This window comes from Acinetobacter sp. YH12252 (genome assembly GCF_013417365.1).
Classification (GTDB): Bacteria; Pseudomonadota; Gammaproteobacteria; order Pseudomonadales; family Moraxellaceae; genus Acinetobacter; species Acinetobacter towneri.
The window spans coordinates 84,595-111,100 of record NZ_VPEA01000003.1; the positions used below are offsets into that span (position 1 = coordinate 84,595).

Annotated in this window: 20 protein-coding genes and 1 pseudogene; 10 read left to right on the forward strand and 11 right to left on the reverse strand. The window is 40.2% G+C overall.

Annotated elements, in window-relative coordinates; all coding sequences use genetic code 11:
• Nucleotide 1: 1 nt before the first annotated feature.
• On the forward strand, nucleotides 2-451 hold the full coding sequence (locus FTV28_RS04280) for a thioesterase family protein (RefSeq protein ID WP_004973275.1): 450 nt from the start codon (nucleotides 2-4) through the stop codon (nucleotides 449-451).
• Between the two features lie 60 nt (nucleotides 452-511).
• On the opposite strand, the gene dnaX is transcribed toward FTV28_RS04280, so the two are convergent.
• From dnaX to FTV28_RS04300, 4 genes are all read right to left on the reverse strand, one after another.
• Nucleotides 512-2,767: a DNA polymerase III subunit gamma/tau gene (gene dnaX, locus FTV28_RS04285; protein WP_179989512.1), complete on the reverse strand. Its 2,256-nt coding sequence runs from the start codon at nucleotides 2,765-2,767 to the stop codon at nucleotides 512-514.
• 65 nt (nucleotides 2,768-2,832) lie between these two features.
• On the reverse strand, nucleotides 2,833-4,119 hold the full coding sequence (locus FTV28_RS04290; protein ID WP_178318673.1) for a serine hydrolase: 1,287 nt from the start codon (nucleotides 4,117-4,119) through the stop codon (nucleotides 2,833-2,835).
• 89 nt (nucleotides 4,120-4,208) lie between these two features.
• A complete protein-coding gene (locus tag FTV28_RS04295) occupies nucleotides 4,209-5,063 on the reverse strand; it encodes a MaoC/PaaZ C-terminal domain-containing protein (protein WP_131260931.1) in 855 nt (284 codons plus the stop codon).
• Between the two features lie 142 nt (nucleotides 5,064-5,205).
• On the reverse strand, nucleotides 5,206-6,597 hold the full coding sequence (locus FTV28_RS04300) for a 3-oxoacyl-ACP reductase (protein ID WP_179989514.1): 1,392 nt from the start codon (nucleotides 6,595-6,597) through the stop codon (nucleotides 5,206-5,208).
• Between the two features lie 239 nt (nucleotides 6,598-6,836).
• Here FTV28_RS04300 and FTV28_RS04305 point away from each other — a divergent pair, with 239 nt between their 5' ends.
• Nucleotides 6,837-8,348, forward strand: coding sequence for an acetyl-CoA C-acetyltransferase (locus tag FTV28_RS04305; RefSeq protein ID WP_096900885.1), 1,512 nt, complete (start codon nucleotides 6,837-6,839; stop codon nucleotides 8,346-8,348).
• 109 nt (nucleotides 8,349-8,457) lie between these two features.
• On the opposite strand, the gene aceI is transcribed toward FTV28_RS04305, so the two are convergent.
• Nucleotides 8,458-8,889, reverse strand: coding sequence for a chlorhexidine efflux PACE transporter AceI (aceI, locus tag FTV28_RS04310; protein WP_179989516.1), 432 nt, complete (start codon nucleotides 8,887-8,889; stop codon nucleotides 8,458-8,460).
• A 107-nt stretch (nucleotides 8,890-8,996) separates the two neighbouring features.
• Here aceI and FTV28_RS04315 point away from each other — a divergent pair, with 107 nt between their 5' ends.
• From FTV28_RS04315 to FTV28_RS04330, 4 genes are all read left to right on the forward strand, one after another.
• Nucleotides 8,997-9,887 (forward strand): LysR family transcriptional regulator, encoded by an 891-nt coding sequence (locus FTV28_RS04315; RefSeq protein WP_179989518.1) that lies wholly within the window; start codon nucleotides 8,997-8,999, stop codon nucleotides 9,885-9,887.
• Between the two features lie 89 nt (nucleotides 9,888-9,976).
• Nucleotides 9,977-10,963, forward strand: a complete 987-nt coding sequence (gene tal, locus FTV28_RS04320) for a transaldolase (protein WP_136144603.1) — start codon at nucleotides 9,977-9,979, stop codon at nucleotides 10,961-10,963.
• Nucleotides 10,964-11,059: 96 nt separating this feature from the next.
• On the forward strand, nucleotides 11,060-11,722 hold the full coding sequence (leuE, locus tag FTV28_RS04325; RefSeq protein WP_004973255.1) for a leucine efflux protein LeuE: 663 nt from the start codon (nucleotides 11,060-11,062) through the stop codon (nucleotides 11,720-11,722).
• Between the two features lie 83 nt (nucleotides 11,723-11,805).
• The gene (locus FTV28_RS04330; protein ID WP_179989520.1) at nucleotides 11,806-12,996 is read left to right on the forward strand and encodes a benzoate/H(+) symporter BenE family transporter; all 1,191 of its coding nucleotides are present in this window, start codon (nucleotides 11,806-11,808) and stop codon (nucleotides 12,994-12,996) included.
• 30 nt (nucleotides 12,997-13,026) lie between these two features.
• On the opposite strand, the pseudogene FTV28_RS04335 reads toward FTV28_RS04330, so the two are convergent.
• Nucleotides 13,027-13,998, reverse strand: a pseudogene (locus FTV28_RS04335) (alpha/beta hydrolase).
• A gap of 315 nt (nucleotides 13,999-14,313) precedes the next feature.
• Here FTV28_RS04335 and FTV28_RS04340 point away from each other — a divergent pair.
• On the forward strand, nucleotides 14,314-14,763 hold the full coding sequence (locus FTV28_RS04340) for a universal stress protein (RefSeq protein WP_004973248.1): 450 nt from the start codon (nucleotides 14,314-14,316) through the stop codon (nucleotides 14,761-14,763).
• A gap of 50 nt (nucleotides 14,764-14,813) precedes the next feature.
• Complete coding sequence (locus FTV28_RS04345; protein WP_004973247.1) at nucleotides 14,814-15,260, forward strand: universal stress protein; 447 nt, start codon at nucleotides 14,814-14,816, stop codon at nucleotides 15,258-15,260.
• A gap of 159 nt (nucleotides 15,261-15,419) precedes the next feature.
• Here FTV28_RS04345 and FTV28_RS04350 read toward each other — a convergent pair whose 3' ends face one another.
• Nucleotides 15,420-15,647 carry a hypothetical protein gene (locus tag FTV28_RS04350; protein ID WP_019837226.1) on the reverse strand — a complete coding sequence of 76 codons (228 nt, stop codon included), beginning with the start codon at nucleotides 15,645-15,647 and terminating at the stop codon, nucleotides 15,420-15,422.
• Nucleotides 15,648-16,128: 481 nt separating this feature from the next.
• Nucleotides 16,129-17,481: a glutathione-disulfide reductase gene (gene gorA / locus FTV28_RS04355; protein WP_179989522.1), complete on the reverse strand. Its 1,353-nt coding sequence runs from the start codon at nucleotides 17,479-17,481 to the stop codon at nucleotides 16,129-16,131.
• A 329-nt stretch (nucleotides 17,482-17,810) separates the two neighbouring features.
• On the opposite strand from gorA, the gene FTV28_RS04360 reads away from it, so the two are divergent.
• Nucleotides 17,811-18,014, forward strand: a complete 204-nt coding sequence (locus FTV28_RS04360) for a hypothetical protein (protein WP_179989524.1) — start codon at nucleotides 17,811-17,813, stop codon at nucleotides 18,012-18,014.
• Between the two features lie 128 nt (nucleotides 18,015-18,142).
• On the opposite strand, the gene pepN is transcribed toward FTV28_RS04360, so the two are convergent.
• Complete coding sequence (gene pepN / locus FTV28_RS04365) at nucleotides 18,143-20,752, reverse strand: aminopeptidase N (RefSeq protein ID WP_131260801.1); 2,610 nt, start codon at nucleotides 20,750-20,752, stop codon at nucleotides 18,143-18,145.
• A gap of 371 nt (nucleotides 20,753-21,123) precedes the next feature.
• On the opposite strand from pepN, the gene FTV28_RS04370 reads away from it, so the two are divergent.
• Nucleotides 21,124-22,281: a hypothetical protein gene (locus FTV28_RS04370; RefSeq protein ID WP_179989526.1), complete on the forward strand. Its 1,158-nt coding sequence runs from the start codon at nucleotides 21,124-21,126 to the stop codon at nucleotides 22,279-22,281.
• Nucleotides 22,282-22,395: 114 nt separating this feature from the next.
• Here the strand turns inward: FTV28_RS04370 and FTV28_RS04375 are convergent, their stop codons facing one another.
• Both FTV28_RS04375 and FTV28_RS04380 read right to left on the reverse strand, forming a co-directional pair.
• The gene (locus tag FTV28_RS04375; RefSeq protein ID WP_179989528.1) at nucleotides 22,396-23,127 is read right to left on the reverse strand and encodes a hypothetical protein; all 732 of its coding nucleotides are present in this window, start codon (nucleotides 23,125-23,127) and stop codon (nucleotides 22,396-22,398) included.
• Nucleotides 23,128-23,634: 507 nt separating this feature from the next.
• On the reverse strand, nucleotides 23,635-26,274 hold the full coding sequence (locus FTV28_RS04380; RefSeq protein WP_179989530.1) for a bifunctional aconitate hydratase 2/2-methylisocitrate dehydratase: 2,640 nt from the start codon (nucleotides 26,272-26,274) through the stop codon (nucleotides 23,635-23,637).
• Nucleotides 26,275-26,506: the final 232 nt, after the last annotated feature.

Sequence of the window (26,506 nt, forward strand, 5' to 3'; positions counted from 1 at the left end):
TGTGAAACCTGACACCAAAACCCGTGAGCAATACGCTTTTTTCTTTCCCATCCAAACTCGCTGGGCAGACAACGATATGTATGGACATGTCAATAATGTCACTTATTACAGCTATTTTGACAGCGCAGCCAATGCCCTACTGATGCAAAAAGCAGGCTTTGAACCCAAACGATCACCCTGTATTGGTTTAGTGGTCAATTCCACCTGTCATTTTTTGCAGGAATTGTCCTATCCTGAAATGATTGAAGTAGGTGTTGCTATTCAAAAAATTGGAAACTCATCCTTAATTTATGATTTGGCAATTTTTAAAAACAATCAAAATCTTGCCGCTGCACAAGGACAAGTGGTGCATGTATTTGTAGATCGAATTACACGCCAAAACTGCCCGATTCCTGACTCCATCCGCGAAGCATTACAGCCATATAAAAGCACAGATTCAGCTTGCGCTTAGCAAAAAATAAGGCTGGTTTGACCCAGCCTTAAAATTCTGCAAACAAAAGCTAACAACAGGTTATTTCAACTGAATGTTATGTAATTCGCCATCAAAGTTTTGCAAAATATCTTTCACAATCGGTTCTTGATGCAATAAATTTTCAGCCCGTTGATAAGCGCGTTGTTTGCGCTGTTGCTGCAAAATGTACGGTGTCGTGTCATCCACATTTTCATATTGCACTTTAAACAGAGTTTTACTCCACTGTTCTTTTAAAGCACTTTCTAAAGCATGTTGCAGTTGAGTCAATAACTGCTGATATTGCTCAGGAATATGAAAAACCGATTCAGCATTAATCTGCCCCGTCATTACGCCATGCTGCGCCAATTCTTGCACGGCAGGTGACAACTCGCTGTGTCTAAACCAATATTCCCACTTGTCTAAAGTCCACTCACCTTCTAAAACTTGCGGCTGTAAACGCAGAATATCCTGCGGCATTAATTGATCATCGGCATTAGATGCTATGGTTTGCTGCGGTTGTGCTGTCGCACTGGCAACATTCGGTTCGACTTCAGTCGCTGCTAAATCAAATAAAGCGGTTTCTGCATTACTTACATTTTGTGTAATTGACGGTGAAGCATTATTCGATTGTAGTGTAGATGAAACTAGCGATGTTTCGGCTGATGCAGCAAGATCACCTAACGGTGCAACGGCATCAAAACTTTCCAGTAAAAAATCATCATGACTTTGCACATCAGATGTAGTGCTTACCGATGAGGCATCTTCATCTAAACCAAACAATTGTGCATCTGCATTTGGATCAAACACGATAGATTCAGATTGCTTATCCTCAGCCTGTATTGCAGTTTCTTCATTCACTGCAGGTTCTGACATAGATTCTGGTGAAATCGCAGCTGTTGAGTGTAGCGCTCGCGGAGTCGGTTGTTGCGCTTGAATCGACTGTTGATCTTGATGTGTTAAAGCTTGAGGCTCATCCTCATCTAAAAAATCATCTGAAGAAGGTTCCGCAACACTGGCTTGTGTCGTGGTGTGATCTGAATAATCGTCATCCTCATAGTCAAATCCATCAAGATCAGGTGTTGCAACCGCATCTAATTCAGTTACATGCTGTTCCGCTTGTGCTGTATTTTGAGTTGCCACAGCTTGTGGAGTTTGCTCCATTTGAGCAACTGGCTGGGAAGCCGCTGTTTGTGCAGTATTTTGTGGCGCAGCAACCAACACTTCATTGGCTTGCAAAGGTCGAAATGCCAGTAAACGCAGTACACACATTTCAAAGCCTTGTTCTTGGGTTACGGCAATTTGTAAATCGGCGCGTCCTTTACAAGCAATTTGATAATACAACTGTAAATCTTGTGCAGAGATCAGACCCGCAAGCTGCTGAATTTTTTGATTAATTTCAGCACTGTATTTTAGGTTTAAATCTGGCAGATATTGCATGATTGCCAATTCATGCAGTGTCGAAATTAACTGATCCAACACCAAAGACACATCTAAAGCTTGCTGTCTAAATTGTAATAACAACTGACTCACACGCTGCTGTTGGTTTTGATGAATCGCTAAAATCAAATCATAGATAATGGTGCGATCAATCAAGCCCAGCATGTCTTTGACATCTTGATGATGAATTTCACCCTGACCATAAGCAATGGCTTGGTCTGTCAAAGACATCGCATCACGCAAAGAACCTTGCGCAGATTCAGCAATCTGCCAAATTGCATCTTGCTCTGCAACAATCTGTTCTTTGGCTAAAATATCCGTTAAATGACTGGTAATTTCATCGACCTGCAATGGACGCAAAGTAAATTGCAAACAGCGCGAAATCACAGTAATAGGGAGTTTTTGTGGGTCTGTGGTCGCAAACAGAAACTTCACATGCTCAGGCGGTTCTTCCAAAGTTTTTAGCAAAGCATTGAACGAATGCGTAGACAGCATGTGCACTTCGTCAATCAGATAAACCTTAAAACGTCCCTGAGTCGGTGCATAAGGTACGTTATCGAGCAACTCACGTGTGTCTTCAACCTTAGTACGTGACGCCGCATCAATTTCGATTAAATCAATAAAACGACCTTCATTGACCGCAGTACAGGTCGGACACACTTCACATGGGGTAGATGTCACGCCTGTTTCACAGTTCAGGCATTTGGCCAAAATACGCGCAATGGTAGTTTTACCTACACCACGTGTTCCCGTAAAAAGATAAGCATGGTGCAAACGCCCACGTTCCAAAGCACTGGTCAATGCCCGTGATACATGGTTTTGTCCCACCAATTCATTAAAATTACGAGGACGATATTTACGCGCAAGTACCTGATACATGAATGCTCCTTTTTACAGGTCTAAGCATACTGTTTTTTTGGCAAAGAGTGAACGTACAATCACGCCTAAAACCAGCCTTTACGCCCTTGCAATTGCCGATCTGCACAGCGAATGGCTTCCTGACTCAGTCCCCAAAGTCGATAATCACCAATTAAAGAACCTGCAGCAAAATTATGGGTATAGGCAAAACTGAGTTGACGGTCAGGATCACACCACGCGCCTGAACCATTAAAACCCATGTGTCCAAAACCGTGAGAGCGCTTACCCAAACTTAATACACGGTGATAGCCTAATCGCCAATGCATCGGGATAGGCATGACCCGATCACGCTGTACATATTGTACTTGGCTCAATTGCTGAAAAACTTCAGGCTGAATCAATTGCTGACCTTGCCATGATCCACCCTGCGCCAACATGGCATAAATACGTGCCAAACTTTGGGCAGTAAATACACCATTGGCAGCAGGAATCACGGCTTGTAAGCCTGTATCACTAAAAAAACTAAAATTTTTCATGCCTTTGGGAATCATGCCATCCTGAAAGTCTTGCGGATTTTGCCCACTCCATGCAATGACTTTATCGAATATTGATACAGGACGTTTGCTCGATTTAGCTTGGTTTTTAACTTTAGCTGTCTGTTTATTTGTAGATGATGCATCTGTTTGCGCTGATGTCACAGCAGTTTTAAATGGTCGTGCGACACGGGAAAGCTCAGACGCAGGCACACCAAAATACGCCCCATCCAAAGCCAAAGATTCAACCAAGTATTGCTGCATCAATTCAGCCAATGTTTGACCTGTAGCTTTTTCTAAAATCCCACCGACCAGCCAGCCAAAAGTTAAAGGTTGATACGCTGCCTCACTTGCTACATCAAAACGTGGCTTGGCTTGAGCCAACACATCCAGCATGTGCGACCAATCTGCCATTTCAGTCGCATCGGCAATGATATTACGGATGTCATATAAACCACTTTGATGACTCAGCACATGCCTTAAGGTCATCAATGCTTTGCCATTTTGGGCGAATTCAGGCCAGTATATATAAATGGGAGTATCGTAATCGACCAGTCCTTGACTGACCAAAATATGTGCCAGTGTCGCTAATACACCTTTGCCTGTGGAATAACATACCGATAACGTATCGGCTTGCCAGTCTTCATCTGGCGACTTTTTACCTGTGTAAATATCGACGACTTTCTGACCTTGAAAGTACACCGCTAAAGCAGCTCCGCCCTGTTGGCTACGTGCATTTTGCAAACGGCTAAATTGCATCGCTAAATCATGAAACTCAGGTGCAACCCATCCACGATAATTTTCAGTTTCAGCAAAAATATAATCCTTTAAATGTTGCATCGTCCTGTCTATCTCGTTTTTATTATTAATAAAAAGCTAGCGCAAATAAAAAGCCTAAATCCAAAGGATTTAGGCTTTCGATCACTGAATTAAAGCGCGGTGACAACACCTGTCACGTGCGGTTTTTGGTTTTTACTGTTACGAATTAAAAAATCTGTATTTTTAGCGTCCGTTGCAGTTAAAAACTCAACTTTAGATGGCAAATACATAGGTAACTTAAACCACACATCGACTTCATAAGCATCTGGCAAAGTTAAACTAGATAAGGCTTTGGCTTTGCTCCACATGCCGTGCGCAATCGCTTGTTTAAAGCCAAATGCTTTTGCAGTAATCGCGTGGATATGAATTAAGTTAAAATCGCCAGACGTTAAAGCATAACGGCGACCTGTATTTTCAGAAATATCCCATTCAGCTTGAACGGCATAGTTTAGCGCTTTGCTTTCTGCAGGCTTTGCAGCAGCTTTAGTGGTGGTTTTTTGACGTGCTAAATACGTGGTCAAACCTTCCATCACCACCTCATTGCCTACTTTAACGGTGGTAATAAAATCAAACTGTACGCCTTTATCATGTGGTTGCAATTCACCAAATTTACACGACAAGGTCAGTTGTTCATTCAATCCAACTTTACGGCTTTGTTTGACTTGGTTGCGAATATGCACCAAGCCCAAAATTGCAAATGGAAATGCTTCTTGGGTCATCATGTGCATTTGCAGACTTTGTGACAATACAGCCAAATAAATTGCAGGAATATAGCCGTTATTTTTAAAACCTGTCACTGCATTATAGGCTTTTAAGTGCTTTTGATCGACCTTGAATGAATCCACCACATATTCAACTTGCGGCAGAACTTTTTCACCTTTTGGCTTTTTAAAAATTAAGCCCTGAATCACTTTTGGATAGGCTAAATAGGGTTTTGGAAGTTGACTAAAATGGCGAGTATTCATACTGAACCTTTGAGAAGTTTTTCTAATTTATTTAATGGAGTTCTTTCTCCCGCTGGGAGAAAGCTAGAGAGAAGGGTTAATAATCTATCCCCTTATCTCCCTCTCCTAAATCCTCTCCCCAAGGGAGAGAACTTTGAAGGTGTTAAGCCCCTAACAAGCTTTGACCACAAACACGTACCACGTTACCATTAATACCTGTCGATGCCGATGAAGCAAAGTAAGCAATGGTTTCTGCAACGTCTACAGGTAAACCACCTTGACTCATAGAGTTCATACGGCGACCTGCTTCACGAATGGCAAAAGGAATTGCAGCAGTCATTTGCGTTTCAATAAAGCCCGGTGCAACCGCATTAATGGTGATGCCGTTGTTTAAAACAGGTGCGGTGAATTTCACGACACCAATCACGCCAGCTTTAGATGCTGCATAGTTGGTTTGACCCAAGTTGCCTGCAATACCTGAAATTGAAGATACGCAAACAATACGACCATTGGCATTTAAACCATCATTTTCCAATAAGTAATCGTTCACACGCTCAATTGCAGACAAGTTGATGTTAATGACTAAATCCCAAAGCTCTGGTTTCATATTTGCCAAAGTTTTGTCACGGGTAATCCCCGCATTATGCACAATAATATCCAAACCACCTTGCGCAGCGGCAGCTGTTTTAATTTGCTCGCCTGCATCTGCAGCAGTAATGTCAATTGCTAGTGTTGAACCACCGATTTCAGCGGCAACACGGTCTAAATCTGCTTGTTGTTGTGGAACGTCTAGGCAAATAACGTGTGCACCATCACGTGCCAACACATGCGCAATCGCTTCACCAATACCACGGCTTGCACCTGTCACTACAGCAGTTTTACCTGCCAATGGTTTTGCCCAATCTACATCTACAGTTGCAGCACTCGACACACGAATCACCTGACCTGACACATAAGCAGAACGTGGTGAAATGGCAAAACGTAACGTAGATTCTAAGTTTGCTGCAGCACCTTGATCGACATAAATTAAGTTAGCCGCAATGCCTTTTTTAAATTCTTTGCCTACCGATTTTACAAAACCTTCCAAAGCGCGTTGTGCAATGGCTTTTTTCACACTGCCTGCAGTTTCTGGTGTAGTACCAATCACCACCACGCGACCAGAAGCCTGAATTTGACGTGCGATTGGGTTAAAGAAATCATAAAGCGCTTTTAATTGTTCTGAGTTTTCAATACCTGAAGCATCAAACACCACCACTTTAAATTTAGATTCTTTATCGCCCGAATTGAACGCACCTAAATTTAAACCTACTTTTGCCGCAGCTTGTTGCAATTCTGCATTGTTGCCTGCATAACTATTGGCATGTACATTGGCTAAAACCTGTGCAATTTCAGCAGATAAATCACTTGCAGGCGCTGCACCTAAAAGTACTGCACCTTTTACCACAGGCGTTGCAGACTCGAAACGATCTAAAAAAGTTGGGGATGGTAAACCCAAATTTTTAATGACAAATTTACCAATAGGAGATTTTGCAAATGTTTGGTATTGATCAGTCATGATTATTATCTCTCATAAATTCATTTTTTGATGGATTACACGATATCTTTTAACATCAATATGATGCCAAATGCCCACATTTCAATAGCGTTACCTGTTTGTGCTAAATCATACTTGAGTTAATTATCAGATGTCTTGACCTGAATGCATTCTGCAATGTCATTGTAGTCAATTCAGCTGTCATACTATTGTGCTAATGTACGCATCAAGTAGACCCTTAACATGCTTGGAAAAGCCTTATGAGCAAAACAACTCAAGAAAATCCAGCAGTGGAAAATTCTGCAACGGATTCTGTGTCAAATACATCAACTGCTAAACGTACAAGCAAAAGTAGCAACACTGCAACCCGTTCCAACACGAGTACGACAAAAACTACACGTACCCGCACGACTAGCCGTGCTAAAACAACTGCTTCAACGCAAACAAAAGCACCATCTAATACCAATACCTCTGTTCAACAGGATAAAATTATGAGCCAAAACACTGTTCGCCGCGTTGCTATTATCGGTGGTAACCGTATTCCATTCGCACGTTCTAATGGCGCTTACTTTACTGCATCTAATACAGATATGTTTACAGCAGCATTAAATGGTCTTGTTGAACGATTCAACTTACAAGGTCAGCGTTTGGGTGAAGTTGTTGCAGGTGCAGTGCTCAAACACAGCCGTGACTTTAACATGACTCGTGAGTGCGTACTCAATACTGCCCTTGCTCCTGAAACACCTGCTTACGATATACAACAAGCATGTGGTACTGGCTTGCAGGCTGCTTTTTTAGTTGCCAATAAAATTGCACTGGGTCAAATCGAGGTTGGTGTTGCAGGCGGTGTAGATACGACTTCTGACGCGCCAATCGCATTTGGCGATGGTTTGCGTAAAGCATTGCTTGAATTGAACATTGCAAAAACAGGTAAAGACCGCTTAAAAGCATTAACCAAAATCAACATTAAAGATTTAATGGATGCGCCACGTAACGGTGAACCACGCACAGGTTTATCAATGGGCGACCACCAAGCCATTACTACGTTGGAATGGGGCATCTCTCGTGAAGCGCAGGATGAGTTAGCAGCTTCATCTCACCAAAAAATGGCAGCTGCCTATGACGAAGGTTTCTTTGATGATCTCATCACGCCATTTTTAGGTTTAGAACGTGACAATAACTTACGTGCAGATTCTACTGTAGAAAAACTAGCGAAGTTAAAACCTGCTTTTGGTAAAGGCGACGCGCGCACTATGACGGCGGGTAACTCGACTCCACTAACCGATGGTGCATCTTGCGTATTACTTGCCTCTGAAGAATGGGCAAAAGCCAATGGTCATGAAGTCTTGGCATATTTGACTTTCCAAGAAACTGCCGCAGTTGATTTTGTAGGTAAAAAAGAAGGTTTGTTGATGGCGCCTGCATACGCTGTCCCACGTATGCTTGAACGTGCTGGTTTAACATTACAAGACTTCGACTATTACGAAATTCACGAAGCATTTGCTTCACAAGTCTTGTCGACCTTAAAAGCATGGGAAGATCCGAACTTCTGTAAAGAGCGTTTAGGTTTAGATGCACCTTTAGGATCAATTGATCGTAGCAAGCTGAACGTCAAAGGTTCATCTTTGGCAGCAGGTCACCCATTTGCAGCAACAGGCGGACGTATTCTTGCCACTGCGGCGAAACTTCTGAATCAAAAAGGTTCAGGTCGTGTATTGGTGTCAATCTGTGCAGCAGGCGGTCAAGGTGTAACAGCCATTATTGAAAAATAATTCTGCCTAGTTCCAATTTAGATAGCAATAAAAGCCACTTGATTCGCTCAGGTGGCTTTTTTATAGCGCTTAATTTATAGCAGCTCACTTTTAATTAGCCACTAGCGTTTTATCTGACTGAATGTTGCGGAGCATAACCCAATTTCGCTTCGATATGGTCATAACAATATTGAAAAATAAAGGTATAGAGCAAAATACTGAGCGTCATCAATAAATCAACTAAAATCGCCAGCCCGATCGACATTTGTAAGGCATAGGCCACCATTGGAATGGTCGCGAGCATCAGTCCACCTTCAAAACCTACGGCATGTAATACCCGTATTTTCAAGGTTCTATTGAGTTTGTGTTTGGCTTCAAACTTTTCAAAATAATGATTAAACAGCATATTCCAAAGCACCGAAGTCACTGCCATTGCAATACCTAAACCACCAGTAACTTGCATGGGCATTTCAAATACAAAACTAAGTGCCAAAGCAATAATAATTAATAAAACTACTTCATAGCTCAGCGCATGTAGCAATCTTCTCTTGGAAATTAACATGATCCCACTCAATGACGTTAAATACTGAGGAGTATTTTATGTTCATAGTTTTGAATGTTCGAGTTAGAATCTATCAATAATATTGAAAGATAAATCAAGTACCAATAATGAATATCAACCAAGATCAGCTGATTATTTTTATTACTGTCATGGAAATGGGCTCTTTTTCCGCAGCTGCACGTAAATTAAATAAAGTACCTTCTGCAGTCAGTATGTCGATAGCCAATTTAGAAATTGATTTAGACCTAAAACTGTTTGAACGGATTGGGCGTGAACCTTTGCCTACCCCACTAGCGCAGAGTCTTTACGAAAAAAGCAAACAACTGCTCATAGAAATGAAGCAAAGGAAACAACATGCTTTTGCGCTCAGTTCTGGGCTGGAAGCACACTTAAATATTGTGGTGGTGTCTGAATTACTACACACTCGCTGGACAGATTATATTGTGTTACTAGAACAGCAATTTCCTGAATTGCAGATCAATATTTTCTCTGCGCCACAAGAAGATGCACTGCATTTACTCATGACTCAAGCAGCGGACTTGGCCTTTATGTTTGAACGCGAACAATTACAAAGCAGTGAACAATTTGTGGAATTAAAACGTGAAATTTTAGTGCCTGTCGCTGCCCGACATTCACCGCTGGCTGAATCTGATCAAGTCAGTTTTGAACAGATTTTACAAAATCGGCAAATTGTAGTGGCGAGCCGTGATCGGCAGATTAAACCCGAGTTGTTATTTTCTAAGCACTATTGGCGTACCGATAATCATCATTCTGCCTGCAGTATGATTAAGCAGGGTTTAGGCTGGGGTGTCTTGCCCTTGGAAATGCTGAATGAACATCCTGAACTACAACACGAATTAAAAATTTTACAGCTGCTAGATTTCACCCCAAAATTTGAATATTTTGTCGATTTGGTCTGGAGCCGAGAACATCAATTGGGCGCTGCTGCTCATTTTTTGATTAATCACGTCCGAAATCTGAGAAAAACTGGTAAATAATCCACAAACCCTCTTACTTGGTACTTGGGTTAAAAGCTGTTTGTGATATAACTGAATGTATAAGCAATAACCTAAGAACTAGATCTCGAATGACACAGACAGCCTTAAATCAACTAAAAAACTTAACCACCATTGTTGCAGATAGTAGTGACTTGGCTGCGATTGAAAAGTTTCGTCCTTTGGATGCGACCACCAACCCATCACTCATTACGGCGGCTGCAAATCAACCTGAAAATAAAGCGTTGATTGAAGCTGCATTTGAGCAAGCCAAAGCTGAAGGTTATACAAATGATCTATTGGTTGAGCGCAGCATTGATATTTTAACGGTCAAATTTGGTGTAGAAATTTTAAAGCTGATTGAAGGTCGTGTTTCGACTGAGGTGGATGCTTCTTTGTCTTATGACACTGATGCGACCATTGCCAAAGCCAAAGAACTTTTAGCACTGTACCAAGCTTATGGTGTTCATTCAGACCGCATTTTGATTAAGATTGCATCGACATGGGAAGGCATTCAAGCGGCGAAAGTGTTGGAAGCCGAAGGCATTCACACCAATTTAACCTTATTGTTTGGTTTACATCAGGCACATGCTTGTGCAGATGCCAAAGTGACGTTGATTTCACCATTTGTGGGTCGTATTTTAGATTGGTATAAAAAAGCTGAAAATGTCATGTACTACCCTATTGAAAAAGATCCGGGTGTACTTTCGGTGAAGAAAATTTATCAATTCTATAAACAGCATCAAGTACAAACTGAAATTATGGGCGCGAGTTTCCGTAGTATAGATCAGGTTTTGGCTTTAGCTGGTTGTGATTTATTGACCGTTGCACCAAATTTATTGGCAGAACTTGAAGCTGATGAACGAGAAGTCGCTGCAGCGTTATCGACCAATGGCATTCAAGTTCAAGCTGAACCACTGGCAGCAATTGAAAAGGAACAATTCAAAGCGCAACTTGAGGCAGATTTGATGGCGTTCCAATTGTTACAAGGCGGCATTGATGGCTTTATTAAAGCGCGTGAGCAACTTGCCACCCTATTACGCCAGTCTTTCGGCTTAGATGCAGAGATTAAAGCTTAAGCTTTAACCTATCCCAGTAAAATTCCAAAATTTTTACTAAGCCACAAAACCGATGTTGTTATACTGCAACATCGGTTTTTATTTAGGTGAGTTTGCGTGTTTGGTATTAGTGACCTCAGCACTTTTATAATTGGCACAACCTTAATTGTGCTCTTGCCTGGCCCAAACTCACTCTATGTCATGTCAGTGGCTTCACGCTTTGGGATACGCACAGGCTATGCAGCTGCTTTCGGTGTATTTACGGGTGATCTGATTTTAATTGTGTGCACCATTTTAGGGGCAGCCTCATTACTGCATGCTTTTCCATGGCTATTCACCTTATTAAAAGTAGTTGGTGCGCTCTACTTAGGCTATTTAGGTATTAAACTACTGATTGCAGCCTATAAAACATGGTTTCCACAAACCAGAACTTCGCACGCCAATCTTTCTACAACAGCAACGAGCAATACAACTGAACGGGTTCATCCCTACCGAACTGCTTTAATGATTAGCGTTATTAACCCAAAAGCAATTTTGTTTTATTTGTCTTTTTTTGTGCAATTCGTCAATCCTGATTACACCTACCCGATGCTGAGCTTTGCTGTTTTAGCCATCGTCCTACAAATCATTAGCATGGGTTATTTATCTATCTTGATTTTTTCAGGAGTCAAATTAGCCAGTTATTTCAATCAACGCTATAAAATTGCAGCCATTTGCGTTGCAAGCATTGGTATTTTGTTCTGCGGTTTTGGCTTTAGACTGGCAAGCTCAACGCTATAAAAAAAGTATAAAAAACACTTTTGACTATTTGTTCAAATGTGTATGATCTGTTCATAAATTATAGAAAATATGTCTAAGAAAGCATGCAAAAACTTTTAAATGACTTCTCTGTGCCTGCAGTATTTGCAGGTTTTATTACCTTCTTGGTCGGTATTAGTGTTTCCGCGGTTTTAGTCATTCAGGCAGCACAAATTTTAGGCGCAAGTGCTGAGCAAATCAGCTCTTGGTTTTGCGCGTTGGGTTTAGGTATTGGTCTAAGCGGGCTGATTTTATCTTGGAAATTTAAATATCCTGTGGCGACCTCATGGTCTACCGCAGGCTTGGCACTGATTATCGCCACGGACAGCGGTTATAGCTTACACGAAGCAATTGGCGCATTTTTATTTTGTGGCGTACTCACAGCAGTGCTTGGCTTTTTAGGTATTTTTGAAAAGGTACTGACTTATATTCCACAGAGTTTAACCAGCGCCATGTTGGCAGGTGTGCTGCTTAAATTTGGAATTGCCCTATTTACCAGTCTGCAAGAAGCATGGGCATTTATTTTGTCTTTATTGGCAGCCTATGTATTGGCAAAACGATTTAGCCCGCGTTATAGCATTGTTTTAACTGTATTGATTGGGGTCGCACTATGCCCAATCTTCTTGCAATTTCAAATGCCGAGTGTGCAATGGAGTATTGCACAACCAGTTTGGATGCAACCTGAATTAAGTTGGTCTGCTATTTTAGGTTTAGCCCTGCCTTTGTTTGTCATTAATATGGCATCGCAATATTTGCCCGGTCTTGCCATGATCAAAAGCTATGGCTTTAACCCAAATGTACGTCACTTAATTGGTTGGACAGGCACAGCACAAGCGATTTTCGCGCCATTTGGATGTTTTAGTGTCAATATCGCATCCATCAGTGCTGCGATTAGCTTAGATGATCAATCGCATCCCGATGCCAGTAAGCGCTATATTGCGGGAATTAGCTGCGGTTTGTTTTATATCTTGATGGGGATATTTGCGGCAACGCTTACCAGTTTGCTGATGGCATTCCCTGCTGTTTTTATTACAGCTTTGGCAGGAATTGCACTGCTTGGCACCATTGGACACAACATCGCCCTCGCTTTTCAGCAGGTTGCAGAACGTGAAGCTGCTTTATTGACTTTTTTATTTAGTGCTTCTGGGGTGCAGTTTTTTGGTATTGGTTCTGCATTTTGGGGACTGATTTTTGGTTGTGTGGTTTTGGCAGTTTTAAAGTTTAAACAGCAAAAGCTAAATAACTTAAGCAGTTAAAAAACACTTTTTCTGAAGCATCGTATTGATTTATTGTATGCGCGATACATTAGGGTCTGCTGTGCTTCGGATAAATTCTACTGTTTTAGCAAAAGTTTGTTGGCTTTCTTTTTGGTGCATAAAAAATTGATATTCGTGAATTAACCATGCTTTTGTATCTGGATAAAATGCTGTCGTCACAGGAATCTGCTGTTGCTGTAAAGCATGCAGCATCGGCATAGATTGAGTTTCTGTTAAAAAGTCTTTGTTACCACCACTGATAAATACCGCAGGATAGTTTGCCGTTAAATGTTGAATAGGCGAAATATTCTTCAGAAATTCACTGTCCTGTTTCCGATCTCCCGTGTAAGCCTGCACCAAATTATAAACACCCTACTCTACGATATTCATTTCATCTGGCGCAGTTTCAACAAACGCTTTTAGATCATAAATCCCGCAGTGCAAAATCAGCCCTTTAAGTTGTTTGCGCTGAATAGTCGGCTGTAAATTAGACTGCTGTGCAAACGCTGGATTACTCAATAATGCGGCATAATGGCTCGCTAAATTCGCCCCTGCAGAATCACCTGCCAAATATAATTGTTGTGGATTAAGCTGATATTTTTCTGCATGTTGCGTGATGTAATTTAAAGCCTGATCAATTTGTTGCAACTGAGTAGGATAAGTTGCATGCGGGGCAAATTGATATTGTACGGCAATTACATTAAAGCCCTGCGCGGCTAATAATTTAAAATAGCCACGTGCGTGGGCTTTTGAACCTGCAATCCAGCCACCACCATGAATCCAGACAATTGTCGGGCGTGCAGCTAAATCTTGCAATTGACTGTCTTGATACAAGTCAAAACTCAAATTGGGCTGCGTGGCATACACAATATCATGTTGCACTTGTATGTTTTTGGGTGCATAGCGATCCATGATTTTTTGCTGCAAGCCTGTGGTGAGATTAAATGCACCAGCAATGATTCGACTGTTCTGCTGCGTGGTTTGACAAGCACTTAACAACATAAAACACAGCAACATCCAAATTATTTTCAAACCACATTTCCCTCAAGATTCATAGGCCCAATTCAAACCCAAGTAATTTAAAATTAAATTATGAAGGTCTATTTATTTTTGCAAATTTAGCATCTTATTTTATCGTATAGCTTTGCCGTTGAGTTGAGTAAATTCATCATCTTCAGCTTATCTTTTCTTTCAGCAAATTTGGCGGGTAATTAAATGAATTATCAATCTTTTTTCAGATTTTAAATTGAACCTATATAGACTATATGCTATCAATAAAGTGTAAGGCGAATAATCATAATTTCTGGAGTTACCCGCATGTCGTACCAAAATATTTTAGTCCCTGTAGATGGTTCACAAATTTCTTTTTCAGCGGTCAAACATGCAGCTGAAATTGCCAAAGTATTTAACAGTAAACTCACCTTAATTAGCCTTGTTGCGGAAGACCCATTTACTGATTCTGACTTTTACTATAATTATTCATCTGCCATTATGAAAGAATACTTTGTGCAAGCGACAGCCAATGCACAAAAGGCATTAAAAGAAGCAGATGAAATTGCGAAAGCAGTGGGTGTAAATGCAGAAACTCGCGTGGTTGAGGGTTTGGTATCTGCTGAAGGTGTAATCAAAACTGCGAAAGACTTAAATGCCGATGTGATTGTGATGGGTTCACATGGTCGTAAAGGTTTCCAAAAATTATTATTGGGTAGCTTTGCCACAGACGTATTACGTCATACAGAATTACCTGTGCTTGTAGTTAAAGCTTAATCACTATTTTAAGCCATATTTTCATCATAAATTTTTAATAAGGATTTGCCATGACAACTTATAAACACTTACTTGTTCCAGTAGATGAGTCACCTATGTCTTATGCTGCAGCCGAACAAGCACTTTCATTGGCAAAAGATCTAAATTGCCCTGTTACTATTATGAGTGTAATTGCAGTTGATCCTTTTGTAGGCGTGGACTTCTACAAAGTTGCACCAGCAATTACCGATTATTTCATGCAGGCTGAACAAAATGCACAAAATCGTTTGGCTGAAATTCAGCAATCGTTTAGCCGTGAAGGTATTTCGGTAGATACCAAAATTATCCGCGGTGTTGCAGCCTCTGAAGGGATTGTACAAATTGCCAATGAAATTGGTGCTGACCTGATTATTATGGGTTCGCATGGCCGTACTGGCGTGAAAAAGATGATGCTCGGTAGCGTTGCCCAAAACGTACTGACTCAGTCTCCTGTTCCTGTTTTGATTGTTAAGGTTTAATTCATTACCAACTGTGCTCTGCCACAGTAAAAGATAAAATAAAAAAATCCCGTTCGCCAATGAACGGGATTTTTCTGGATAAAACTTTTAAAAGCTTTTCTAAATTACATATTATGCAATCCAGTTTAGCTAGGTTGAATATTCATTTCAGACCAAAACTTAATTAACCCGATGCGGTAAACGGAACATTTCATGCGTATCGGTATAAAAACTGCGACCATCTAAATTCAGTTCAATTTCCTGACCACATTCCAACAACACATGTTTTCCGACTTCGACCCATTTAAAACCATCACGGGTATTTTGCTTTTTCTTTGATGCCACCAAAGACACCATAATTTCGCGACCATTCACTGCTTTCGCAAGCATTGTTTGCATTTTTTTCAATATTTACACCAATTCATTTATAACTTACACATCAAGCTCAAATTAAAATTTTGAGCATAGTTTTTAATACAACAACATTCATCACACTTAATTTGCAGTGCATAGAAAATAAATGCAGCACAGCATGATGATGAATAACTACGAGAGAATAGAGATATTTTTATTGTACAAGTTATATTATAACATAGATTTAAAGTCTTTGCAGCATGGACTACAAAGTTGTAAAGATAAACTTAATAAAACAAAAATTTCTTAATCAAACCTTAATCATTTTCGTGAGATAATCTACCCCAAACACAATGGATGGTGTTTGATCGCACAAGCCCACTTCGGTGGGTTTCTTATTAGGCTAACTAAATAACGATAACAAACTTTATCTTTCTGACGTTTATCTTCTGATTTTTTATCTACAAATTTCAAAAATAAAAAAGAGTATGGATTTTTTTAACCCATACTCTTTGTGTGCGACTACGCTACTCCATTAGCGCATAGTCACAAATTCTTCTGCAGCAGTTGGATGAATTGCGACAGTATTGTCAAAATCTTGCTTGGTCGCGCCCATTTTGACCGCGACTGCAAAACCTTGCAAAATTTCATCCATGCCATAGCCAATACCATGCACGCCCACGACTTTCTGTTCATCACCAACGCAGACCAATTTCATTTTAGACACTTGACGATGCTGAGTTACAGCCGTGTACATTGAGGTAAAAGAAGATTGATAGACTTTGACCTGATCTTGCCCAAACTGTTCAATGGCTTGCGCTTCACTTAAACCCACCGTACCAATAGGCGGATGACTAAAGACCACCGTGGCAACATTTTGATAATCTAAATATTCATTTGGTTTGTGATTGAATAAACGTTCAGACAATTTACGTCCTGCGGCAACAGCAACGGGTGTCAGCTCAATTTTTCCAATAATATCGCCCACCGCATAAATACCTGCTTGGCTGGTATTTTGGAATTGATCTACTGCGATATATCCTTTTTCATCAATCTGCACATTTGCAGCAGCCAAGTTCAATGCTTGTGTATTTGGTTTACGTCCAACTGCCCAAATCAGACAATCGACCTCATGCTGTGAACCATCTTCAAGATGTAATAACAAAGACTGATCCGCTTGGCGAGTGACTTTCTTTGGAATGGCTTGCGTATGCACTTGGATATGTTCATCACGCATACATTCAAGTAATGTTTCACCTAAAAATTGATCTAAACTACGCAGCGGCAATTGTTTACGAATAAACAATCCAACTTCTGAACCCAACCCATTTAAAACACCTGCTAACTCTACGGCAATATAACCCGAACCGACAATTGCCGTGCGTTTTGGTAATTGTTGCAATTCAAAGAAACCGTTTGAATCAATTCCTAGCTCTGCCCCTTCAATATCTGGACGTGTTGGCTCAGTTCCTGTGGCTATTAAAATGTGATCTGCAGTGTATTGCTGCTGATTTACTTCAACTGTTTTTTCATTTACAAAACGAGCAAAGCCCTGAATCACATCAACATTTTTTTTAGCTAAACCTGATTGATACGATGCATGGATACGCTGAATATAAGCTTGACGATTTTGAATTAACGTATTCCAATCATGCGATTTTAATTCAGTATTAAAACCATAATCTGGGCCGTATTTTTGAATAGCATCGGCGATTTGCGCAGAATACCACATCACTTTTTTAGGCACACACCCCACATTGACACAAGTCCCGCCCAAATCTGCAACTTCAATTAATGCACATTTTTTACCATATTGCGCCGCGCGATTGGCCGAAGCAATACCACCACTTCCTGCCCCAATTACCAAATAGTCATAATGTTTAGCCATTTCATGCCTCAATTTTTCGTGATTTTTTAGATACTCATCTGCAGAAATTCAGCGCAGAAAAACATTCATTTTCATCAAAACTAACACATAAAACTGCATTTCCCAAGTCAGCCATATTGTCTAAATACACAAAATCGACACACTGTCATTCAATTGATTTCACTGCCAATAAAACTGACTATTCACTTAAATTTTACGCTTTTAAGGCTATAATATAAATTTGATTTTTTATCATTGGGGTCAATGTGAAGCAGTGGGTTTACGTTCTGATATGTAGCTTTATCACTTTCGGCTGTTCCCCATCCCAACCGTCAGATCAAGCCCCAAGCATGTTTGATGAACTCGATCTCATCAATACCAAAATGAATGAAATCTTGCTTCGCGATTTAGATAACTATTCTGCAGATGAGCGCAAACATATTATTTGTGAAGAATATACGCAGATTTACAAACATGAATATATGCCAATTGTACTTAAAAATTCTAAACCTGAAGATCGGCAATATAACGAGAAAAATTACATGCTGAATTAAATGAAACTTACACCAACTATAAAAATGAATATCAAATTCGCTGTGACTAAGCTAGATTATTTTTAATGTATTCCAGCCACAAAAAAGCCATTTCAACGAATTGATGAAATGGCTTTTAGTTTTTTAACTTAAACCTCTAACATACTATTTAGGGTTTCAACCACGTTTTTAGATTTCACCACAGACTGCAAATTTAGCAACGCTGCTTGCACTTGGTTACGTTGTGGCTCTGCCAAAGTGTACCAACGCGACAACACCTGCAATAAACGCGAACCTACAATTGGGTTTTTCTCATCTAAATACTTGGCTAAGTCAATAAAATGCTGAACACCAAAACTCCATGTATTCACAGGGTTGCTATTTAAACCACCACTGACTGAACGAATACGGTTAGGTGTACCCAAATCATAATCAGGATGTGCAGTTAAAGCCTGAATGGTTTCAGCTGTCGCTTTTGGATGTGAAGCTTGAACCATAAACCATTGATCAAGTGCTAAAGCTTCATCTTTAAAACGTGTATAAAAATCTTCCAAAGCAGCTTTGGCTTGCGGTGCATCATTCCACACCAAGACACGCAATGCCCCTAAACGCTCAGACATATTTCGAGTTGTTTGGTATTGCTGCTTTGCCAGCTCAAACGCTTCGGCATCGCCCTGACGTGCCATTAACGCCAACATGATATTCTTTAAAGCACGTACACCCATTGCCTGAGAGAAATCTTGCTGCATGTCTGGATCAAGGCTTAAATAGGTTTCTTTGCAGAATGCACCAAGTTCGCGCGCCAATGTATCTAACAGCGCATTGCGTTGTTGCTGAATTTTTTCAGGTTGATAATTTTGATCAATACGGCTGCCCAAATAGCCTTCAGAAGGTACATCAAAAATACGTGATGCCAACAAAGGATCTTTTTCAATTAAAGCAGGTACTGTATTTTTCATGGCTTGCAAATAAGTATCTGCTGCATGTTCTTCCAATAAAATACGTTCCAATAGAGTCTGAGTCGCCTGCCACTGGTTAAAGCCATTGGTTTCGTGCTGCATTAAAAATGCCAATTCATCATTAGAATAGTTAAATTCTAAATTCACAGGTGCAGAAAAATTACGCAATAAAGAAACAACGGGATGCGCAGTTATACCGCTAAATTCAATACTTGCTTGTGCCTGATCAAACAAATACACACCATCTTTTACTGAGTTTTCAACCAAAGCTTCAGACTGCAAAATATATTGCTCGCCTGTTTCTGCATTGAACAATGCCAATGCAACAGGAATAGGCAATGCTTTTAAGTTTGGATATTTGGCATTGCTTTTCAGACTTTGTTTTAAATTTAAACGATAAACCTGCGCAGCCGCATCGTATTCGCCCTGCACTTCAAGCTTTGGTGTGCCTGGTTGATTGTACCAAGTCAGGAAATTAGATAAATCGACACCTGAACCTGCGCTTAAAGCATTGACCCAATCTTCAACCGTGACTGCTTGTCCATCATGACGACGGAAATATTCATCACTACCTTTACGGAATTTTTCTTTACCGAGTAAAGTCGACATCATGCGGTTAATTTCCGCACCTTTTTCATAGACTGTTGCGGTATAGAAGTTATTAATTTCTACAAAATGATCTGGACGTGGCGGGTGCGATAACGGGCCAGAATCTTCGGGGAATTGATGTGCTTTGAGCACCGCCACATCATCAATACGCTGTACTGCGGCAGACTGTAAATCTTCAGAGAAAGATTGGTCACGGAACACCGTTAAACCTTCTTTTAAACACAACTGGAACCAATCGCGGCAAGTAATACGGTTACCTGTCCAGTTATGAAAATATTCATGCGCAATCACGGACTGTACGCGCATAATTGCGGCATCTGTGGTGTATTCTTCATCGGCCAATACACATGACGTATTGAAAATATTCAGACCTTTATTTTCCATTGCGCCCATATTGAAGGCACTGGTCGCCACAATCATATAATTATCTAAATCATACGGCAGACCATAGTGTTCTTCATCCCAACGCATCGAATGTTTTAACGCTTGCATAGCAATTTTGCATTTTGGAATGTCTTTTTCTTCTGCATAAATTTCCAGTGCAACATTACGCCCTTCAGATGTCACATAATGGTCTTTCATGACTGCCAAATCGCCAATCACACAAGCAAATAAATAGCTTGGCTTTTTGGTCGGGTCTTGCCAAATCGCATAATGACGACCTTCGCCTGCTTCACCTGTTTCTAACAAGTTGCCGTTTGCCAATAACACAGGATATTTTTTATCGGCTTCAACACGTGTGGTAAATACCGACAATACGTCTGGGCGGTCAGGATAGAAGGTAATTTTACGGAAACCTTCAGGCTCGTTTTGGGTAACAAATAAATCAGAACTTGCCTGATATAAGCCTTCAAGTTGCGTATTGCTTTCAGGATGAATGATCACGATGGTTTCTAACGTGACTTGATCAGGTGCATTTGCAATGCGAAGCTGCTCACTATCTAATTGATAGTCACTTTCCGATAATTCCGTGCCATTCAAAATAATAGATTTCAATTCTAAATCACGGCCCAATAACACCAAATCGCCTGCAGTCTGACGCTGCATTTTCAATGTTGCACCCACTTGGGTGTAATCTGCATAGACTTGAATATCTAGCTCTACAGCATCTACCAAGAATGAAGGTTTTTGATAGTCTTTTAAATAGATAGTTTGGCTGGCTTCAACCATAGGATTTGCTGCAATATTCATCTTGTCCTCATTCTTTGTGGCGATGCGCTTGTTTTTGTAAAGTTGCAATGATCATACGACAACTTTCAACATCTGTCTGCGCACAATCTATTTCAGTCTTGTTCAACAATGCTGATTTATATGGGCGCTCAACCCAAGCTTTTCAATCCTATCTGGATTAATCCTGTACAAGTAACATAAAAGCAGACTGTTTAAATCAATACCTGTATTGCTATTACGCGTAAATTTAATATTTTGATATGCAACTTCACTTCAAATACGACCAACACAGGCTAATTTTGATGATGATCAAAAGCACAGAAGCTTCCACCTTTCAGTACACAAGCCATGTATAATGACATATCACGATTTACTTGAGCTTCTATTTCACAATGCTACAAATTCTGCAAAAACAATTAGATGAAAGCACATTATGCCCTTTGTGTCAGGCATCTATGTATTGGGTAGAAGCAGAACAATATGAGCAGGAATTAAATTTTCACCAATGTAGTCATTGTGAACATCGCATCTTTCAAAATAGCCAACAACAAAACTGTCATTGCGCAAGCTGTACCCAACAACGCAAAAAAATCATGGCGGAAACCCGCTTGCAAGAACAACAAAAATTCAAAAAACAGGATGCACCTGAACGCGAATTAAATCAGCTGCGTTTTATAGATAAATTATTTTTATTGAGTATTTTAGATCAGCATGCACAGGAACATATTCCACATGAAGAATTTATAGATTGGGAAAAAATCAAGTATTTAAATATTACCCCCAACTATTTTTTCCAGCACGGCATGATCAAACATTTGCTAAAAGAGCAAATATTAATTGCCAAAGATTTTGCCGAAAATGCGCAGCAATATTATATCAATGTCCGTTTAGATGGTTATTCTGAACCAAGCTTATTCAGCATTGCACAACAATTACGTTATTGGTTTTATGAAAATCTGAGTATGGGCACACCGTTCAAAACAGCAGATGAAGTCAAAGATGCGCTGTATTTATTGCTGTATCAAGAGATTGTGCAGTTTATGCAATTTTATTGTCGGACTTGGGGAATACAAATTGCGGGCAACCATAGTTTTCAGAGCTTTTGCTACCGACTTTTAGATGTCGTGGCGGTTGGGCAAATTTATTACTTGGTGCAAACTGCTTTGGAATTTTTATACCAACAAAAAGCACTCAAACCGCGTAATGAAAACTTTATTAATACCAATTTACTGAAAAAGACTGTGCAGCAATACCGAGAACGGTCAGTGGCTGAAAAATGGGAGACCTCTACCCTGCCACGCCCGCCTAATTTGCCTTTCAGCTATATGAGCGAAATTTTATTCTTCCGCTTTTTGGGTTATGACGAAAGGATTTTCTTTCAACCTGTGTGGCGTTCTTGGCGAAAAATTGAAGCACGACTTAAATTTTATTCACTTAAACGCTGTATGCACTGCGGATCGGATGAACTGACTGTCGATTATGACGCAGAAAATTATGTGTCCTTATTTTGTCGCAACTGCAAACATCAAGATCATTATTTCACTCAATAAAACTTTGGTGAAGATGATGGTTACACCCCATCACTGCCCAAATTCATCATCTACTGCAGTATAGAGTCAACAGGATACGTACAGAGGATTACAGTTTTTCGATGTGATAAGCACCTAATCCACTTTTCTGTTTAGTGCTAAATTGAGTGCCGTTTCAGATAAAGTTTTACCGTCTAATTTACAAATACACATAATGCCCCAACCATCAAAATAATCAGGCGCGTGCTGCAAAAAGAAATTGGAATGTACATCTTGCGGAATTCTCAAATGCATCAGTTGCTCAAAACTTCGTGCTGGAGAATGAGTTTCATGCACATATACGCCTTCACCGCGCTTTTGAATTTCAGGATACCGTGCCGCCATAAGCTGCAAAACTTCATGATATTCCTTAGGCATAGTTTTCCCGACTCTTGGGAAAAAACTTTTAGAACGCGAAGCAAACAAAGCATAAATCTTCGGTTGATTAATGCTAATCACAAACCACAATGGAATAAATGGATTTTTTAAGCGTCGATTCAACATGGCTTTGACTGCACTTGGAATCGTCAAATTTTGTTTTTGATATTCAGACAAAAAACCCGCTCGTGAATTGACCACATGCATAGGCTGTTCATTATAATGAATCAAAATAAAAGGAATAACATTTTGCCCAACCACTTGATCTCGATCATGATATTGAATAACCATGACTGCGATTGCATCGGGGTCATAAACAAAGGCTTTAAATTCTTCTAAACTCGAATTTGGAAAGATTTTTTGATCGAATTGATAAATTTTTTCAAAAAAATACGATTGCTGCTGCATTGAAAGCGCTTTAAAGTCAAAAACTGTTTCTATTAAATTCATAAAAACAACCCAGTTTCATATTTAAAGAGAGACGCAAAATTTTTTTAATTGGTCAATGCATTAATAATATGACACATTTTAATTACATAATTTTACAATCATTATAGTAAGTTATTAAAAAATATCCAATTTCATTAAAATTAAAACTAAGTAGTTCATTTCAATAAAGTTTTTACCAAAAATTATAATTAAAATTGAATACCAGCATTAATCCATTATATTTTGTGACGCAGTTTACATTATTTTATGACGAACGGTATTGATAGGCAAATTTATATTGTTTTAATAAGTTAAATCCTAATTTATTTCATAGCTTACGCCCCTATTTTTAAAATCAGCTAGGCAAGCTGAAATATCACAATCTATGCTGTTTTAAATGTCATTCATTATTAGATTGAAATTTTACGCATAAAAATAAGGGCTGAATAATCAGCCCTTATTTGATCTTGCTTATCGCTCAACACTCGAACAAATCATAGATTTGCTCTTGCGTTTGCTTTTCCTAACTTAGGTCAACTGAGCAGCAGCAATTTTCTTGGTGTCTACATTCGCAGCAGCGTCTGTGTAGCTTTCCATCTTGTCAAAGTTCAAGTACTTGTAGATGTCAGCAGACATGCTGTCGATTTGAGAAGCGTACTGTTGGTATTCTTCTGGTGTTGGTAACTTACCAAGTACCGCAGCAACAGATGCAAGCTCAGCAGAAGCTAAGTATACGTTTGCACCTTGACCTAAACGGTTCGGGAAGTTACGTGTAGAAGTTGATACGACAGTTGTGTTCGGCGCTACACGTGCTTGGTTACCCATACACAATGAACAACCTGGCATTTCTGTACGTGCACCAGCTTTACCATAAGTGTTGTAGAAGCCTTCTTCCATAAGTTGACGCTCATCCATACGAGTTGGAGGCGCTAACCATAGACGAGTAGATAAAGAACCACCAGGAACTTTGTCTAATAACTTACCAGCAGCACGGAAGTGACCGATGTTTGTCATACAAGAACCGATGAATACTTCATCAATTTTGTCGCCTTGAACGTCAGAAAGAAGTTTTGCATCATCTGGATCGTTCGGGCAGCAAAGAATAGGTTCTTTGATGTCTGCAAGGTCAATTTCATACACTTTCGTGTATTCAGCGTCAGCATCAGCTTTAAGAAGTGATGGGTTCGCTAACCATTTTTCCATGTTCTCAACACGACGAGCCATAGTACGCGCATCGCCATAACCTTCAGAAATCATCCACTTAAGCATAGTGATGTTTGAACGAAGGTATTCAGCAACTTTCTCTTCAGAAAGTGTGATAGAACAACCAGCAGCTGAACGTTCAGCAGAAGCATCAGATAATTCAAATGCTTGCTCAACAGTCAAGTCAGTTTCCATTTCTGTTAAGTCGATTTCTAAGATACGACCAGAGAAGATGTTTTTCTTACCTTTCTTCTCTACAGTTAAGTCACCTTCTTTAATTGCGTAGTAAGGAATCGCATGTACAAGGTCACGAAGCGTGATACCAGGCTGCATTTTACCTTTGAACTTCACAAGTACAGACTCAGGCATGTCAAGTGGCATAACACCAGTTGCTGCAGCAAACGCTACAAGACCAGAACCCGCTGGGAATGAAATACCAATTGGGAAACGAGTATGCGAGTCACCACCAGTACCTACTGTATCTGGAAGAAGCATACGGTTTAACCAAGAGTGGATAATACCGTCACCTGGACGTAAAGAAACACCACCACGGTTCATGATGAAGTCAGGAAGCGAGTGTTGCATTTGTACGTCAACTGGTTTTGGATACGCAGCTGTGTGACAGAAAGATTGCATAACGAGGTCTGCAGAGAAACCTAAGCATGCTAAGTCTTTTAATTCGTCACGCGTCATCGGACCTGTTGTATCTTGAGAACCAACAGTTGTCATCTTAGGTTCGCAGTAAGTACCTGGACGAACACCTTGACCTTCTGGAAGACCACAAGCGCGACCTACCATTTTTTGAGCTTGAGTGAAGCCTTTACCTGTGTTTTCAGGTTGTACTGGCGTACGGAACAATGTAGATGGTGCAAGACCTAAAGCTTCACGCGCTTTAGCAGTCAAACCACGACCAACGATCAAGTTAATACGACCACCAGCACGTACTTCGTCTAGAAGCACTGGAGTTTTAAGTTCAGATTCAGCGATTTGCGCGCCGTCTTTGAACGCTGTTACTTTAGCAGCAGCATGGTCGATCTTAAGAGTGATTTCATCACCCATGTTCATGTTAGAAACGTCGATTTCTACAGGTAAAGCACCCGCATCTTCCATTGTGTTAAAGAAGATTGGCGCGATTTTACCGCCTAAGCAGTAGCCGCCATCTTTTTTGTTTGGAATGTGCGCAATTTCGTCACCGAAGAACCAAAGTACAGAGTTAGTTGCAGACTTACGAGAAGAACCTGTACCTACAACGTCACCCACGTAAGCAACTTGGTTGCCTTTCGCGATTAAGTCTTTGATTTGGTTTAATGGACCAACTTCACCAGGAACTTCTGGGTTGATACCATCACGTACGTTTTTCAACATTGCATTTGCGTGCAATGGAATGTCTGGACGGCTCCATGCGTCTTGTGCAGGTGACAAGTCGTCAGTGTTAGTTTCGCCAGTTACTTTGAAAACTGTAAGTTTGATTTCTTCAGGTACATCTTTACGGCTAGTGAACCATTCAGCATCAGCCCAAGATTGTAAAACTGCTTTCGCGTTTTCGTTACCTGCTTTTGCTTTGTCTGCTACGTCATGGAACGCATCAAATACAAGCAAAGTGTTTTTCAATGCATCAGCAGCTAAGCCAGATAATTCTGCATTGTCTAAAAGCTCAACTAAAGGTGCTACGTTGTAACCACCAAGCATAGTACCTAGTAAGTAAACAGCACGCTCTTTAGACACGAGTGGAGAGGTTGCTTCACCTTTTGCTACAGCAGCTAAGAAAGCAGCTTTAACGTATGCCGCTTGGTCAACACCTGCTGGTACGCGGTTTTCAAGCAAATCAACTAAATAAGCTTCTTCGCCTGCTGGTGGATTTTTTAATAATTCAACTAATGCAGCTGTTTGCACATCATCAAGTGGCTTCGGTGGGACTCCGAGTGCGGCACGTTCTTCAACGTGTTGGCGGTAAGCTTCTAGCACGGTGTTATTCCTCTTTTTTAAAAAATTATTTGCGAATTCCTGCTTTTGCAAAGCATCACAAATAATATGGACTGCAAAATTTTACTAAACTTCCAGTTAAAAGTTAATGCAACTAAAGTGTTTCTTTGTGATGCCCATTATTTTATAACTAAATGATGCGCATATTGTTCAATTTACAGGCAAAACATGACTTAATTTTGACTTAAACTGCATTCACTTTAACTTTTGCCTA

Excerpts from the sequence above, each read along its gene's own strand:
- FTV28_RS04370 (WP_179989526.1), top strand. The coding sequence starts at position 21,124 with ATGCTACAAATTCTGCAAAAACAATTAGATGAAAGCACATTATGCCCT.
- FTV28_RS04345 (WP_004973247.1), top strand. The coding sequence starts at position 14,814 with ATGACAACTTATAAACACTTACTTGTTCCAGTAGATGAGTCACCTATG.
- FTV28_RS04340 (WP_004973248.1), top strand. The coding sequence starts at position 14,314 with ATGTCGTACCAAAATATTTTAGTCCCTGTAGATGGTTCACAAATTTCT.
- dnaX (WP_179989512.1), bottom strand. The coding sequence starts at position 2,767 with ATGTATCAGGTACTTGCGCGTAAATATCGTCCTCGTAATTTTAATGAA.
- FTV28_RS04300 (WP_179989514.1), bottom strand. The coding sequence starts at position 6,597 with ATGACTGATCAATACCAAACATTTGCAAAATCTCCTATTGGTAAATTT.
- FTV28_RS04305 (WP_096900885.1), top strand. The coding sequence starts at position 6,837 with ATGAGCAAAACAACTCAAGAAAATCCAGCAGTGGAAAATTCTGCAACG.
- aceI (WP_179989516.1), bottom strand. The coding sequence starts at position 8,889 with ATGTTAATTTCCAAGAGAAGATTGCTACATGCGCTGAGCTATGAAGTA.
- FTV28_RS04290 (WP_178318673.1), bottom strand. The coding sequence starts at position 4,119 with ATGCAACATTTAAAGGATTATATTTTTGCTGAAACTGAAAATTATCGT.
- FTV28_RS04330 (WP_179989520.1), top strand. The coding sequence starts at position 11,806 with ATGCAAAAACTTTTAAATGACTTCTCTGTGCCTGCAGTATTTGCAGGT.
- FTV28_RS04295 (WP_131260931.1), bottom strand. The coding sequence starts at position 5,063 with ATGAATACTCGCCATTTTAGTCAACTTCCAAAACCCTATTTAGCCTAT.
- tal (WP_136144603.1), top strand. The coding sequence starts at position 9,977 with ATGACACAGACAGCCTTAAATCAACTAAAAAACTTAACCACCATTGTT.
- FTV28_RS04315 (WP_179989518.1), top strand. The coding sequence starts at position 8,997 with ATGAATATCAACCAAGATCAGCTGATTATTTTTATTACTGTCATGGAA.
- pepN (WP_131260801.1), bottom strand. The coding sequence starts at position 20,752 with ATGAATATTGCAGCAAATCCTATGGTTGAAGCCAGCCAAACTATCTAT.
- gorA (WP_179989522.1), bottom strand. The coding sequence starts at position 17,481 with ATGGCTAAACATTATGACTATTTGGTAATTGGGGCAGGAAGTGGTGGT.
- FTV28_RS04360 (WP_179989524.1), top strand. The coding sequence starts at position 17,811 with ATGTTTGATGAACTCGATCTCATCAATACCAAAATGAATGAAATCTTG.
- FTV28_RS04375 (WP_179989528.1), bottom strand. The coding sequence starts at position 23,127 with ATGAATTTAATAGAAACAGTTTTTGACTTTAAAGCGCTTTCAATGCAG.